11 protein-coding genes are annotated in these 15,325 nt (G+C 63.6%); 2 read left to right on the forward strand and 9 right to left on the reverse strand.

Annotated features, from left to right (window positions below):
* Positions 1–4: 4 nt before the first annotated feature.
* The 6 genes from KI612_RS18260 to KI612_RS18285 are packed head-to-tail and all read right to left on the reverse strand — an operon-like array spanning position 5 to position 5,941.
* Positions 5–769, reverse strand: a complete 765-nt coding sequence (locus KI612_RS18260; RefSeq protein ID WP_404818066.1) for an SDR family oxidoreductase — start codon at positions 767–769, stop codon at positions 5–7.
* A gap of 6 nt (positions 770–775) precedes the next feature.
* Positions 776–1,420, reverse strand: coding sequence for a thiol:disulfide interchange protein DsbA/DsbL (locus KI612_RS18265; RefSeq protein ID WP_226441479.1), 645 nt, complete (start codon positions 1,418–1,420; stop codon positions 776–778).
* 3 nt (positions 1,421–1,423) lie between these two features.
* Positions 1,424–2,059, reverse strand: coding sequence for an SPOR domain-containing protein (locus KI612_RS18270; protein ID WP_226441480.1), 636 nt, complete (start codon positions 2,057–2,059; stop codon positions 1,424–1,426).
* 8 nt (positions 2,060–2,067) lie between these two features.
* Positions 2,068–3,843 carry an arginine--tRNA ligase gene (gene argS, locus KI612_RS18275; RefSeq protein ID WP_226441481.1) on the reverse strand — a complete coding sequence of 592 codons (1,776 nt, stop codon included), beginning with the start codon at positions 3,841–3,843 and terminating at the stop codon, positions 2,068–2,070.
* A 47-nt stretch (positions 3,844–3,890) separates the two neighbouring features.
* The gene (locus KI612_RS18280) at positions 3,891–4,400 is read right to left on the reverse strand and encodes a DNA-deoxyinosine glycosylase (protein WP_226441482.1); all 510 of its coding nucleotides are present in this window, start codon (positions 4,398–4,400) and stop codon (positions 3,891–3,893) included.
* 17 nt (positions 4,401–4,417) lie between these two features.
* Positions 4,418–5,941 (reverse strand): GGDEF domain-containing protein, encoded by a 1,524-nt coding sequence (locus tag KI612_RS18285; RefSeq protein ID WP_226441483.1) that lies wholly within the window; start codon positions 5,939–5,941, stop codon positions 4,418–4,420.
* A 223-nt stretch (positions 5,942–6,164) separates the two neighbouring features.
* Here KI612_RS18285 and ubiB point away from each other — a divergent pair, with 223 nt between their 5' ends.
* Together ubiB and KI612_RS18295 are read left to right on the forward strand one after the other, a co-directional pair.
* Positions 6,165–7,685 (forward strand): ubiquinone biosynthesis regulatory protein kinase UbiB, encoded by a 1,521-nt coding sequence (gene ubiB / locus KI612_RS18290; protein ID WP_226441484.1) that lies wholly within the window; start codon positions 6,165–6,167, stop codon positions 7,683–7,685.
* A 6-nt stretch (positions 7,686–7,691) separates the two neighbouring features.
* Positions 7,692–10,970: a DEAD/DEAH box helicase gene (locus tag KI612_RS18295; RefSeq protein WP_226441485.1), complete on the forward strand. Its 3,279-nt coding sequence runs from the start codon at positions 7,692–7,694 to the stop codon at positions 10,968–10,970.
* 61 nt (positions 10,971–11,031) lie between these two features.
* Here the strand turns inward: KI612_RS18295 and KI612_RS18300 are convergent, their stop codons facing one another.
* Genes KI612_RS18300 through pncC form a run of 3 tightly spaced genes read right to left on the reverse strand, consistent with a single transcriptional unit; the run spans position 11,032 to position 15,295 of the window.
* Positions 11,032–13,596, reverse strand: a complete 2,565-nt coding sequence (locus tag KI612_RS18300; RefSeq protein ID WP_226441486.1) for a PAS domain S-box protein — start codon at positions 13,594–13,596, stop codon at positions 11,032–11,034.
* The gene (locus KI612_RS18305; protein ID WP_226441487.1) at positions 13,593–14,735 is read right to left on the reverse strand and encodes an FIST signal transduction protein; all 1,143 of its coding nucleotides are present in this window, start codon (positions 14,733–14,735) and stop codon (positions 13,593–13,595) included. Before KI612_RS18305 ends, KI612_RS18300 begins: the two co-directional genes overlap by 4 nt.
* Before the next feature lie 59 nt (positions 14,736–14,794).
* On the reverse strand, positions 14,795–15,295 hold the full coding sequence (gene pncC, locus KI612_RS18310; RefSeq protein WP_226441488.1) for a nicotinamide-nucleotide amidase: 501 nt from the start codon (positions 15,293–15,295) through the stop codon (positions 14,795–14,797).
* Between the last annotated feature and the right edge of the window lie 30 nt (positions 15,296–15,325).

The raw sequence follows: 15,325 nt of genomic DNA on the forward strand, positions 1-15,325 counted from the left end.
CGGGCTATTTTAACAAGCCGCGCGGCTTTCTCGGCGCGCTTGTGAACAGTCGGTCGTACAGCCAGTTGGGCAACAGGCGCAGCACTTTGGCGACCACGCCCATCTGCCATGGAATGACAGCGTAAGTGGTACCACTTGCGATGGCCGCCGCGAAACGCTCGGCCGCCTGTGCCGCCGGCAGCAAAAAGGGCATTTTGTAGGGGTTGACCGCTGTCATCGGCGTCGCGATGTAGCCGGGCGCAATGGTCACCACCTTGATGCCGTAGGGCCGCATTTCGAGACGCAGGCTTTCGAGATAGGCGATCGCCGCCGCCTTCGACGCCGAATAGGCCTCCGCCCCCGGCAGGCCGCGAATGCCGGCGACCGAGGCAATGCCGACCAGGCGCGCTGCGCTTCCCGCTGCCTTGAGGGCCGGGATGAAGGGCGCGAAGGTCGCCGCCATGCCGAAAACGTTGATGTCCATGACCCGCTTGAACACCGCGAGATCTTCCTCGCATTCAGTCAGCGTGCCGGCCGAAACACCGGCGCTAGCGATCACGATGTCCGGCGCGCCGAAACGCGCCACAAAATCGGCGGCTGCTGCATGCAGGGCGGGCGCATCGGCCACATCAAGCGGATAGCAGGCATGCCGGCCGCCAAGACGGGCATTGAGCGCCGCCAGGCTATCGCCGCGCCGGGCCGCGAGACCGAGCGTGGCACCTTGTGCGGCGTAGTAAACGGCAAGCGCCTCGCCGATACCCGACGAGGCGCCCGTAATGAAAATCTTCAAGGACAATTATTTCTTGCCGGATTTCTCGCCACGCGCCTTGACGACCAGTTTCTCGGCAATGGCGAGGGCTTCGCCGAAATCACGCCCGCCCACCTGGTACTTGCCTTCGACAACCAGCGTCGGGACGCCACTGATCTTGTACGACTGGGTCATCTGCTCGGCCCGCTTGACCTTGCTCATGACGCCAAAGGAGGCGTAAGCATCGCTGAATTTCTTCTGGTCCACGCCCTTCTTGACTACCCACTCGAGCATTACCTTGTCGTCGAACAGGCTGACGCGTTCCTGGTGGATGGCCCTGAAGATGTCGGCTTCGAGACGCACCTGGTCACCGGTGATTTCCAGCGCGTAATAGAGCTTGGCAATATTGGCCCAGGCAGCACGCCCGAAGGTGACCGGCACTTTCTTGACGACAACGTCGCCAGCCTGCCTGGCAACCCAGGCCGCCAGCAGCGGATTGAAATCGGCACAGTGCGGGCAGCCGTAGCTGAAGAACTCGAGCACTTCGATCTTCGCTGCATTTTCCGTCGGCTGGGCCGGGACGATGGGCGTGTAATCACTACCGGCGCTCTGCGCAAAGGCAGAGCCGGTAACGGTCAACGCCGTTCCAAAGGCAAAAATGGCGGCAACGAAACTGCGGCGGGCAAGACTCATGCGTTACTCCTTGTTTTTGGCAAGCTGGGCGTCGATGCCTGCTTTGGCAAGATCGGCGCGCGTTTTGTTCAATTCATCGATCTTCGTATAGGGGCCGACCCGGACGCGATACAGGGTCTTGTCCTGGATCATCACCTGCTGGATGACAGCCTCCACCCCCATGAACGCGAGCTTCGCCTTCTGGTTGTCAGCATCCTGTGCCGTGCTGAAGGAACCCGCCTGCAGGAAGAGCGGCGTCTTGCTCTCCTTGGACTCTTCCTTTTTCGCTTCGTCCTTCTTCGGCTCTTCCTTCTTGGCCTCTTCCTTCTTCGCATCCGGTTTGGCGGCCTTGTCCGGCACGGCGTCGGCCTTGCCGGGCAGGATGTCGTAGAACTGGAAGCGCTTTTCCGGAATCGGGTCGCCCGGCTTGCCGGGCAGGGCCATCGGCTCGACCGGCTTGCCGGCAGCGGCAACCGGTTCCGGCCTGGTCGGTGCCGCCCCCTTGTTGGCAAAGGGCAGCGGCGACTTGTTCATGTACCAGACCACCCCGGCCGCAACAGCCACCCCGAGCACCAGGCCGATGAACATGCCGACCAGCGTACCGCCGCCGGATTTTTTCTTGGCCGGCTGGTTGCGGCGGGATTTCATATCACGGCTCATGTTTTTCCTTACATCGATTCCGGGCAGCTCACACCCAGAATGGCCAGACCGTTGCGAATCACCTGGCGGACAGCCGTCGCCAGTGCGACGCGGGCATCGCGCAGGGCGGCATCATCGACCAGCATGCGTTCGGCGTTGTACCAGCCATGGAATTCACCGGCCAGATCCTTCAGGTAGAAGGCGATCAGGTGCGGCGCCAGGTCGCGGGCGGCATTGGCGATGACATCCTTGAACTCGACCAGCTTGTTGGCAATCGCCAGTTCGCGCGGATTGACCAGCAGCGCCAGGTTGGCTTCGGCCAGCGTGGCCGGGTCACCGGCATGGCTATCGAGCCACTGGCTGATCACCGAGCAGACGCGGGCGTGGGCGTACTGGATGTAATAGACCGGGTTTTCGTTGGTCTGGCTCTTCGCCAGGTCGAGGTCGAAATCGAGATGCTGGTCGGACTTGCGCAGCGCGTAGAAGAAACGGCAGGCATCGTTGCCGACTTCGTTGCGCAGTTCGCGCAGCGTCACGAACTCACCCGAACGCGTCGACATCGACGCCTTCTGGCCGTTGCGGTAGAGCACCGCGAACTGGACCAGGGCAACCTGCAGCTTGTCGGAATCGAGATCGAGCGCCTTGATTGCACCGGTCACGCGCGGAATGTAGCCGTGGTGGTCGGCGCCCCAGATATTGATGACCTTGTCGAAACCGCGCTCGAACTTGTTCAGGTGATAGGCGATGTCGGAAGCGAAGTAGGTGTAGAGACCGTTCTCGCGCTGCACGACACGGTCCTTCTCGTCGCCGAAGGTGGTCGAACGGAACCAGCGGGCACCGTTCTGCACGTAGAGATGGCCCTTCTGTTCGAGCAGGTCGACGCAACGTGCGACCAGGCCGGTGTCGTACAAGGCCTTTTCGGAATACCAGACTTCGAATTCGACGCCGAATTCCTTGAGGTCGTCGCGACAACCGGCAAGCTGTTCGTTGAGCGCGTGCTGATGCACGTAATCCCAGTCCGGGCCGAGCAGTTCCTTGGCGTTGGCGATCAGGGCGTCGAGCTGCGTTTCGCGCTGCTTCTTGGCTTCATCATCGGCACGGCCGGCTTCCGGCTGGCCCGGCGTACCGGCAACAACGGCTTCGGCGCTGCGCACGAACTTGTCGCCGTGGGCATGCGTCAGTTGCTCGGCCATGCCGCGCACGTAGTCGCCCTGATAACCGTTGGGCGGGAACTGGACGGAAACGCCGTGCTGTTCGAGATAACGCAGCCAGGTCGACAGGCCGAGAATATCCATCTGGCGGCCGGCGTCATTGACGTAATACTCGCGCGTCACATCCCAGCCGGCGAAGGTCAGCAGGCTGGACAGCGAAGCACCGTAGGCCGCACCGCGGCCATGGCCGACGTGCAGCGGACCGGTCGGATTGGCGGAGACGAACTCGACCTGCACCTTTTGCCAGCCGCCCTGGGTCGAGCGGCCGTAATTCTCGCCCTCGATCAGGACCTGCTTGACCGCGCTGGTCTTGGCACCGGCGTCGAGCGTGAAATTGATGAAACCGGCCCCGGCCACTTCGGCCTTGGTCACCAGCGCCGAGACCGGCAGCTCATTGACCAGTTGCTGCGCAATTTCGCGCGGATTTTTCTTCAGCGCCTTGGCCAGCTGCATCGCCAGATTGGTCGCGAAGTCGCCGTGCGTCGGGTCGCGCGGGCGTTCAAGTTGAATGGGAGTATCGGTTGCGCTCGGGGCAACGCTGTCCAGCGCCTGTTGCAACAGGGCGGTCAGCCGGGATTTGACGTCGTGGGCCATTGATTTGCAGCTAAAAATCCAAAACGGCGATTATACGCTGCCCGCGGCTAGATATTGGCCTGGCTGATGATCTGCGACCAGCTCGCCAGCTTCTTGTCATAAGCGAGCGCAGCGTGCGCCGGGCTGGTCGACGGCAGACGCTGCAGAACAAGGCCAGCCGCGTCGAGCGTCGGCAGGACCAGACGGCGAAAAGCGGTCTCGGCCGCGGCACCGTTGAAGAAAACATGGCTTATCCGGCGGTTGACCGCAAAAAAAGCGGCAAAATCATTGGCCTGCACGCTCGCCGCGACAATATCCGCATCCAGACTGCCCGGCCGTTCGCAGGCAGCCATCACATCCCACAAGGCGACGCCGGCCGCCTGCAGTTTTTCCAGGCGCTGCGCGTAAGGCAAGTCGGGGCCGGCAGCAAACAGATCGCCCATGATGCGCCAGAAGGCGTTGCGCCCATGCGCGTAGTACTGATTGGCCAGTAGCGAAGCCCGCCCCGGCATGCTGCCGAGAATCAGCAGGCGGGCATCGGCCGCGACCACCGGGGGAAAGCACTGCGCCAGGGACATGCCGGTTTGCGGACGACTCAGGCGCCCATGACGCGGTTCTTGCCGGCGCGCTTGGCGAGATACATCGCCTGGTCGGCGCGCTTGATCGCATCGGCCCCCGACTCATCCTGCTGCAACAAGGCAACGCCGGCACTGAAGGTGATCAGCACCTTGTCCTTGCCGGACAGGAAGAAAGCACGGGTCAGTTCGCGCTGCAGACGGACCATGGCGTCAATCCCCTGCTCCAGCTGCGTGTCGGGCATCAGGATGATGAACTCTTCACCGCCATAACGGGCCAGCGTATCGGTCGGCCGCATGCAGCGACGCGCGACGTTGGCGAGATGGATCAGCGCATTGTCGCCCGCCTCGTGCCCGAGACGGTCGTTGAGCTTCTTGAAGTTGTCGATGTCGAGCAGGCAAACCGAGAGCGGCGTCTCCTTGCGCCGCATGCTGGCGATTTCGCGCGCCAGCGCCTCGTCCAGGCCCTTGCGGTTGAGCGCATCGGTCAGCGGGTCGTGCCGGGCCAGCGCACTGGCACTGTCGAGTTCGCGATGCAGGTGGGCGAGCTCGGCTTCGGTACTCAGCACCTTGTCCTGCAGGCTGCGCAACTGCTCGCGCGAACGCGCCGATTCTTCGGCCATCGAGCGGGTCGCGACAATGACATCCTTGAGTAGCGGCGCCAGTTCCTCGATGCGCTCGACCTTCTCGATCTGGCGGGCGCTTTCCTCGATCTTGCCCTGAAAGGATTCACTCGACGCATTCATCGTCGACAGGCGCTCGATGAAAGCGGCCAGCATCTGGCGCATTTCTTCCTGCACCTCGATCGAGCGGGTTTTGGCCTCGTGCTGCTTGACCAGCACATCACGCAGGCGCCGCTCCATCTCGTCAAGGTGGCGCAGCGTCAGCGGCGGCGCCACGGCCACCAGCAGACCGTCGATCTGCCCCTTCAGCCAGTGATCATCGAGGCTCAGCTCACCGATGTTCTCGATGATCAGGTGCAACAGGTTGAGCAGGGACTCCTTGATCTCGACCTGCTCTTCGGCGGCAAACAATACCTGGTGCGTCATCAGGGCAAGCTTGCCCTGGACGACGGGAATTTCAACCGACGGCTGCCGCAAGGCCTGCAGGAAATCGGCGGCAGTTGCCGTGACCCGCTCGTTTTCATCGCCCAGCGCCGGCAGGATGCATTCGACAAAACGCGCCAGCTTGGTCGCCAGCTCGGCCGGCAACACCGGCAGCACGACAGCCGGATCACCGGCACGGGAATTGCTTTTCTCGCCAGCGGCAACAAAGTCGAGGAAGGCCTCCTGCACGCCGCTCCAGGTACGCCGGCCGATCGCTGCATCGAGCTCGCCCAGCGCCTTTTCCTGTGCCTCGTTGCGTGCCTTCAGTTCAAGCGCCAGCTGGCGCAATTGCTGATCGGGAAAAGGCGCCACATTTGGCAAATTGGCAATTTCGTTGTAGCAGGCCTGAAAATTGGCCGGGGTCGGCGCCATATGCCGTACCGCCAGACGCTTGAGCGCTTCCCGGGCAATTTCGGAAGGATTTTTTGGTTCGTTCATGAGCGCAGGCTGAGCAACTTTCGACAGACAGGGCGCACGGCTTGCACGCCTGTCAGTCGAGTTTATCGCAAGATGCCCGTCTGTCATCAAGAACCTTGCAAGCTTCCGGAGGCAAAATCGGGGCACTCGGCAAAAGCGCAAAACACGGGGCCACAACCGACGGGCACGTGTTAACATGCTCGTTTGACCCAACTGCCCGGCCCGCCCGGCATCCACTGCCGCCATGCGTATCCTCCGCCTGCTCAAGATCGCCTCCGTGGCCAGCCGTTTCGGCCTGGACGAAATGGTGCTCGAACATGAGCCGAGCGGTCGCCTTGTTCGCCTCGCCAACGCCCTGCAGTTCTGGCGCAACCTTTCGGCACCGCGTGCTGAACGCCTGCGTCTGGCCCTCGAAGCGCTCGGCCCGATTTTCGTCAAGTTCGGCCAGGTGCTGTCCACCCGGCGCGACCTGATGCCGGCCGACATCGCCGACGAACTGGCCCGCCTGCAGGATCGCGTACCGCCATTCCCTTCGGCACTCGCCCTGGCGGAAATCGAAAAAGCCTACGGTCGACCGGCCAGCGAAGTGTTTGCCGAATTCGACCCGGTACCGGTCGCATCGGCCTCGATTGCCCAGGTGCATTTCGCCAAATTGAAGGACGAGGATGGCGGACACGAAGTTGCCGTCAAGATCCTGCGCCCCAACATGCTGTCGGTGATCGAGCACGACCTGGCGCTGATGGACAACTTTGCGCTGCTCCTCGAAACCCTGTGGGCCGACGGCAAGCGCCTCAAGCCGCGCGAGGTGGTCGCCGAATTCGCCAAGTACCTGCGCGACGAACTCGACCTGATGCGCGAAGCGGCGAATGCCTCGCAACTGCGCCGCAATTTCGTCGATTCGCAACTGCTGATCGTGCCGGAAGTGCACTGGGACTGGTGCACCTCGACCGTGATGGTCATGGAACGCATGCACGGCACGCCGATTTCGCAGATCGACAAGCTGCGCGCCGACGGCATCGACCTGTCGAAACTCTCCGCCGCCGGCGTCGAGATTTTCTTCACGCAGGTCTTCCGCGACGGCTTCTTCCATGCCGACATGCACCCCGGCAACATCTTCGTGCATGCCGACGGCCGCTACATCGCGCTGGATTTCGGCATCGTCGGCACGTTGACCGATAGCGACAAGAATTACCTCGCCCAGAACTTCCTCGCCTTCTTCCGCCGCGACTACAAGCGCGTCGCCGAAGCGCACATCGAATCGGGCTGGGCACCCAAGGAAACGCGGGTCGATGAATTCGAAGCCGCCATCCGCGCCGTCTGCGAACCGATTTTCGACCGCCCGCTCAAGGACATTTCCTTCGGCAAGATCCTGCTCCGCCTGTTCCAGACCTCGCGCCGCTTCAATGTCGAGATCCAGCCGCAACTGGTGATGCTGCAGAAAACCCTGCTCAACATCGAAGGCCTCGGCCGCCAGCTCGACCCCGAACTCGATCTCTGGAAAACCGCCAAGCCCTTCCTCGAACGCTGGATGAGCGAGCAGATCGGCTGGCGTGGCCTGGTCAAGACCTTCAAGCAGGAAGCGCCCTATCTGGCGCGCAGCATTCCGCAACTGCCGCGCCTCGTGCATCAGGCGCTCAACCGGCCGCACCAGGCCGACCTGCAACCCCAACTCGAACAACTGATTGCCGTCCAGCGCCAGCAGAACCGCTGGCTGGCGATCATCGCCCTGCTGCTTGCCTGTCTCGCCGCCGCGCTTTTTCACTGAACCGGAATGACCGCCACCACCCTGGACAACTTCACCGAAGACGACCTGATCGACTGGCTGGGCGAAGAAGAACTCGCCAAGGCCCGCCCCTACGTTGATCTGGTCCAGGACCTGGACATCGAAAGCGAGCGCGTCCGCGCCATCGTGCCCGGCTCGGCCCGCAAGCCCTACACCTCGATCGCCCGCATCGTGCAGCACAAGGATGGCAACGTTTCGCTGATCAGCGGCTGCACCTGTGCGGCCGGCGTCGATTGCAAGCACGTCGCGGCCATCCTGCTGAAGACCATCGAGGAGCGCAATCCGGTCGAACGGGTCAGCCCCGGCGTCCTCTCCTGGGTCGAAGACCTGCGCCGCGCCTCGGTTGCCGTCGCCAAGAAGAAAGCCCGGCCGAGCGGCGCCCGGCAGCAACTCTTCTACATCCTGAAATGGACCGCCGACCAGCGTCATTTCGGCGTCGAGATCCGCAAGGGCAAGTACCCGGAAAATGCCGAGGAATGGTGGAAGATCGACCGCGCCCTGGTCACGCCGCCGCAGTTCGTCAACGAGGAAGACCTCGTCATCCTGCGCCTGCTCTGGGCCGATCGCGGCCACGAAAGCGGCCTGCGCGCCTTCGCCCTCGGCCCGAAACACGGCACCGAAGCACTGCAACGCATCGCCGCCAGTCATCGCCTGTATTCCGGCGACGATCTCAGCCTGCCGCTGAACGCCGGCCCGGTGCGCCCGGCCGGCATCGGCTGGCAAATCGATACGGCCGGCTTCCAGCGCCCCTTCCTCAAGCCGGAACCGGCCGCCGACATGATTGTGACGGTCGACCCGCCCTGGTATCTCGATTTCAATGCCGGCGAAACCGGCCCGCTCGAAGTCACCGGCAATCCGTCGGTGGTCAGCCGCCTGTTCAGCCTGCCGCCGCTCTCCGCCAAGGAAGCGGCGCTGGTCGCCGAGGCCTTGTGCGAACTGGCACCGGAGCTGCCGCCGCCGGCCGAAGATGCCAGCGAACGCCTGCGCCTGATCGACGCGCCGCTGCAGGCCATCCTCCAGCTCGACACCCTGCACACGCACGGCAACCGCGCCTGGCGCGGCTACGCGCAGAATTTCAACGGCGGCCCGTTCGACATCGCCCGCGTCGTCTTCCGTTATGCCGATGCCGACATCCGGCCCGACGAACGCCACGAATTCATCACCCTGCCCGAAGGCGAGACGGTGCGCCTGAAACGCCGCCCGGAAGCCGAAGCCGCCGCGCTCAAGGTGCTCTCCGGCAGCGGCCTGGAGAAGATTCCCGGCCACACGCTGTCCACCTTCGGCAGCCCGCCGCAGGGCATCTACGGTCTGGCCGAAGAAGGCTACTGGGCCAATTTCATGCAGGACGGCTGCGAACGGCTCAAGGCAGCCGGCTGGCAGATCGAATTCCCCGAGGATTTCCGCCACCACGTACTCGACGTCGACGGCTGGGAAGCCGACCTCGTCGAAGCCGACAACGGCTGGTTCAACCTCGACATGGGCATCATCGTCGAAGGTCAGCGCCTGCCGCTGGCACCCTTACTGGCCGGCCTTTTCCGGCGCGATGCGCGCTGGCTGGAAGCCCTGCAACTGGCCTTCATTCCCGACGATGAGCCGGTCGAGCTGCAAACCGCCAACGGCAAGCGCCTGCGCGTTCCGGCCGGGCGCATCAAGCCGCTCGCCGCAACGCTGATCGACCTGTTCGACGGTTTCAGCGGCGGCAACACGCTGCGTCTGTCGCGCTTCGACGCACCGCGTCTGGCCGAACTGAACGACATCAGCCGCTGGCAGTTCAAGGGCCAGGGCGACATCCTGGCGCTCGCCGACAAGCTGCGCCTGGCGCAGGGCATCGTCGACATCGAACCGCCGGCCGGTCTCGGCCTCGAATTGCGTCCGTACCAGAAGGAAGGTCTTGCCTGGCTGCAGTTCCTGCGCCAGCAGAACCTTTCCGGCATCCTCGCCGACGACATGGGCCTCGGCAAGACAGCCCAGACGCTGGCCCACCTGCTGCTCGAAAAGGAAGCCGGCCGCCTCGACAAGCCGGCCCTGATCGTCCTGCCGACCTCGCTGATCTTCAACTGGAAAAACGAGGCGGCACGCTTCGCCCCGGCCCTCAAGGTGCTGTCGCTGCACGGCCCGGAGCGCAAGAGCCGTTTCGGCGAGATCGCCGAGCACGATGTCGTGATGACCACTTATCCGCTGCTCTGGCGCGATGCCGACGTGCTGATGCAGCACAGCTACCACCTGCTCATCCTCGACGAGGCGCAGACGGTCAAGAACGCGCAGAGCCAGAGCGCCGAAGCGGTGCGCAAGATCGACGCACGGCATCGCCTGTGCCTGACCGGCACGCCGCTGGAAAACCATCTCGGCGAGCTGTGGAGCCAGTTCGACTTCCTGCTGCCCGGCTTCCTCGGCACCAGCAAGCAATTCACCAAGCACTGGCGCACGCCGATCGAAAAGCTCGGCGACACGCAGCGTCGCGACCTGCTCGCCCGCCGCATCCGCCCCTTCATCCTGCGCCGCAAGAAGGAAGACGTCGCGCAGGAACTGCCGCCCAAGACCATCATCATCCGCTCGGTCGAACTCGAAGGCAGCCAGCGCGACCTCTACGAAACGGTACGCGCCGCGATGGATGCCAAGGTGCGCGACGAAATCGCCCAGCGCGGCTTTGCGCGCAGCCAGATCGTCATTCTCGATGCGCTGCTCAAGCTGCGCCAGGTCTGCTGTGACCCGCGCCTGGTCAAGGCAACGGCGGCCACCAAGGTCAGGGAAAGAGCCAAGCTCGACCTGCTGATGGCGATGCTGCCGGAACTGGTCGATGAAGGGCGCAAGATCCTCGTCTTCTCGCAATTCACCAGCATGCTGGCGCTGATCGAAGACGAACTGAACGCGATCGGCATCCCCTACGCGCTGCTCACCGGCAGCACCGACGACCGCGAAGCGCCGATCCGCCGCTTCCAGGAAGGCGAAGTTCCGGTCTTCCTGATCAGCCTCAAGGCGGGCGGCGTCGGTCTCAACCTGACCGCGGCCGATACCGTCATCCACTACGATCCGTGGTGGAACCCGGCAGTCGAAAACCAGGCCACCGACCGCGCGCACCGCCTCGGCCAGGACAAGCCAGTCTTCGTCTACAAGCTGATTGTCGGCGGCAGTATCGAGGAAAAAATCCTCGCCCTGCAGGAACGCAAGGCCGAACTCGCGGCCGGCATCCTGTCCGACGACCACCGCGTGGACGTCAAGTTCGGCACCGACGACCTGGCGGCGCTGTTCGAGCCGCTGCCCAGCTAGACGGTCGACCTTGCGAAAAGGGCATTTTTGCCCTTTTTCGCGGGTTGACCGGTAGACGCCGTCAGCCCTTGCCGACGGCCTGCCGCGCGCTCTGCAGCCAGTACAACAGTGTCTGGTAGAGCACCGCCGGATCGACCGGCTTGCTGACAAAGTCGTTCATGCCGGCAGCCAGGCAATTCTCCTTGTCCTCGGCAAAGACGTTGGCGGTCATCGCCAGAATCGGCACCGACTGGCCGCAAGCCATCTGGCGGATGCGGGCCGTGGCGCCCAGGCCATCCAGACGCGGCATCTGCATGTCCATCAGGATCAGGTCGTAGGCATGCCGCTCGAGTTGCTCGATGGCGGCGATGCCGTCTTCGGCAATGTCGATGACCAGGCCGACATCCTCGAGCAGCATGATCGCCACCTCGCGATTGATCGGATCATCTTCGACCAGCAGGATATGACTGCCGGCAAACTCCCCGAGCAACACCGCTTCGGCATCGCCTTCCCGGATGCTCTCCGGCACAGCGGCCGCCACGGCCTGCCGTTTCAGGCGGGCGGTGATCCAGAAAACGCTGCCCCGTCCCGGCGTACTGACTGCGCCGGCCTGGCCGCCCATCAGCTCGGCAATATGCTTAGTGATCGCCAACCCGAGCCCGGTACCGCCATATTTGCGGGTGGTTGATGCATCGGCCTGCGCAAAGGGATTGAACAAACGCCCCAGCGCCGCCGGTGCGATGCCGATACCGCTGTCCTCAACCTCGAAACGCAACAGCACGCCCTGCGGCGAGTCTTCCAGCACACGCCCGCGCAGACAGACCGAACCCCGCTCGGTGAACTTGATCGCATTGTTGGCGTAATTGATCAGCGCCTGCTTGAGCCGCGTCGCATCGCCGAGCAGGCCAGCCGGCAGGACATCGCCTTCGACCCGTACGCTAAGCCCGGACGAACGGGCACGCTCGGCCAGCATCTGGGCCACCTCATGCATGATGCCATTCGGGTCAAGCGCAACTTCCTCCAGCTCCAGCTTGCCGGCCTCGATCTTGGACAGGTCGAGGATGTCATCGATCACCGACAGCAAATGCTGGCTCGCATTCTCGATCCGCCCCATCTGGCCGGTTTGCTCCTCGCTCAGTCCGGCCCGGCGCATCAGATGCACGGTGCCAAGGATGGCATTCATCGGCGTCCGGATCTCGTGGCTCATGTTGGCGAGGAAGACGCTCTTCGCGCGCGTCGCCGCCTCGGCGGCTTCCTTGGCGAGCAGCAGATGCTGCTCGGCCTTCTTCAGCTCGCTGATGTCGCGCACGAAAGAAATGAAACAGGCCGGCTCCGCCGCCGTCGCTGCGCGGTAATGCAGGGTGATATTGACCGGAATCAGGCGCCCGTCGCGATGCCGGTTCTCGGTATCGAAACTGCTCATGCTCTGCTGCATCTGCGCCGTCACTTCGGCAAAATTCGTGGCCGGGAATGCGGGGTCGATGTCCGCCACATTGAGCGTCTGCATTTCGGCACGGCTGTAACCCAGCATGTCGGCCGCCGCCTGATTGACATAGAGCAGATGTCCGGTCGCACAATCAACCCAGTGGATGCCGATGCCGACGCGATCCATCGCGAACTGCGTCTGCTCGAGGCGGGCGTTGGCCGCAGCCAGATCGCGCGTCCGTTCGGCAACCTGGCTTTCCAGCTGCTGGTGATGCCGCGCCAGTTCCGCCTCGCTGCTCCGCAAGGCCTCCTCGATGCGCCGCCGCTCGGTGATTTCGCGGGAGATGCCGAGAATCCCGATCAGCTGGCCATCATCGCCACGCATCGGCGTCTTGATCGTTTCAAACAGGCCACGATAGCCATTGTCAGCGAAGGTCAGCCATTCCTCGTTGATCGTCGGCACACCGGCCGATGCTGCCGCCCGGTCCTTTTCCCGGAAGAAATCGGCAAGCTCCTGGCTGACGAAATCGACATCCCGACGCCCGACGATCTCATGAGCGCGGGCGTTGTAAAGGCGCGAGAAGGTCGGATTGCATGACAGATAAACACCGTCCGTATCCTTGACCCAGACCAGATCGGGAATGGCCTCGTAAAGGCTGTCGAGAAAGGCCCGCTCGCGCTCGCTTTGCGCCAGAGCCACGGCCAGTTCGGCGCGGGCATCGTCACGGTCAGCCGCCAGCGCCACGGTCAAACGCTCGTTGTTGCGGCACAGCGTGATCGCGCGCGCCAGATTGGCCAGCACCGGCTGAAAGATCTGAGTCAGCGGCAGAACACTGACAAACGCCTCGGGCGAGAGCAAAAGTATCGAAGTCCGGGCGTCGACCGGCAGGCGCAGGCAATGGCCATAACGCTGATCGAGCGACAGGACGTCGAGCAGCGCCGCATCGGCCAGCATCTCGACCTTGCCGCCAAGCAGGCCGTCAGGCAGGTTGAAACGGCTGCCGCAGCGTTCGGCCAGGACATGGTCACCGACAGCAGCAGCAAGCGTCGCCGCCATCCCGAATTCCGAACTCTCCTGATCGACCAGCACGACACCGGCCGGAAACGAGGTGTGGAACAGCAGACGCTGCAGGGTGCGCTTGAGCAGGGCATCAAGATGAATCTCGCTGCCGATCGCCAGCGACAGGTCATAAAGGATGCTGAGGATCTGTTCGCGGTTCATGCGGGCCGCCAGGGCATGCTGACCAGCGTCGCGTTGTGGAACAAGGGATAGCCACGCCGCACGGTACTGCCGATTTCGCCCAGCGAGAGGGCACCGGCCATCGTCGCAGCGCCGCTGTCGGCGTACAACTCGGCCAGCTCGCTCGCCGCCGCCTCGCCCAGATGCATGCGCCGGCCGGCGCAGTAGAAGGTCAGCAGGGGCGCATCCTTGACGTCACCGTTAGCAGCGTGCAGCTTCCCGGCCAGTCGCCGGATGCAGCCATTTTCGCCGGCCGACGGCGCCTTGAGCAGGACCAGCATGGCATTTTCCGGAACCTCGCCGACGCAGAACAGCGAATCGTCTTCAGCCACCGCCACGGGAATGCGGACCACCACTTCGCCATTGGCGCAGAGAATGCCAAACGGGAAGTGCACCGCGTACTGATAGAAATTGGCGCGACTCAGCTCGATGCCATAGTTGGCCTTGATGATTTCCTGGTAAACGGCGAAAGCCGGACGCCAGTCGATCATCGCGATCCGGTTGCCAGCGGTCGACGTCGCACTCATCGCCCTTTCCGGCGAACTGAAACCATGTTCGAGCACCGCGCCGGCATTGCCGGACAGCAACAGGCCGAGCACGCCATTGCCAACGACCTGCTCGGCATCGAACAGGCAGGGCATGGGCTGGAAGGTTTCGCTGCCGGCATTGACGCCGGCGTAGTCGACGCGATTCGCAATGTCGAGATAGAGATCGTCGAGCAGGCTGGCGACATTCGGCAGCATGCCGTCGAACAGCAGGAACAGCGTTGGCTTGGCCGAGTCGGCCGGGAGTTCTTGCAAACCGGCACGCACTGCCGCGACCATCCGGGCAAGTGCCGGCAGCTCCCCGGCATTCAACTCCGGCAGGAGAAAAACCGGCGGCATGACCGGAAAAGGCAGCAACCAGGCACCCGTGCCGACAAATTGCTGATCAACGACCAGGGCCGGGAAAATGGCACCCGCCAGTGCGATGCCGCGATCGCGGCAAGCCGCCTGCAAAAGGGGCAATTTGTCCTTGTCGGCTTCGGCCAGCAAAGCCAGAACGCCGGCCAAGGGCATTTCTGCCCGCCACGCATCCAGGACCTGCCCGGCTCGCCCCGCCTCCAGCTCAATGTAGCGCATCGTTCTCTCCCGCCCCGATTGTAAAGTTTTTTAAACGGGTACGGCTGTTTGCTGCCGAATCAAGCCACGCTGATGGCTGCATCCAGGCAGGATTGCAGACCGAGCAGGGCGTGCCGCACCGCCTGTTCGCGCACCGCTGCCCGCTCGCCGACGAAATGGCAGGTCTGCGCGATGCAAGCCCCTTCCTTGCCGGCCCAGGCAAAACAGACCGTGCCGACCGGCTTTTCCGGCGTGCCGCCGCCCGGCCCGGCGATGCCGGTAATCGCCACCGCCCAGTCGGCCCGGCTGTGAGCCAGCGCGCCCTGCGCCATCACCCGCGCCGTCGCTTCCGAAACAGCGCCGTGCCGTTCCAGCGTCGTTTCCGGCACGCCCAGCATGTCGACCTTGGCGGCATTCGAGTAGGTCACGAAACCGCGTTCGAACCAGCCGGAACTGCCGGCAATCGCCGTCACCGACTGGGCCAGCCAGCCACCGGTACAGGACTCGGCCGCGGTCAGCCATTCACCGCGCGCCAGCAGGCTTGTGCCGAGTCGCTCGGCGAGGATTTCAAGTTCGTTCATGCAACAAATCTTAACATTCAGCCGGCTGCG

Source organism: Quatrionicoccus australiensis (genome assembly GCF_020510525.1).
GTDB lineage: Bacteria > Pseudomonadota > Gammaproteobacteria > Burkholderiales > Rhodocyclaceae > Azonexus > Azonexus australiensis_B.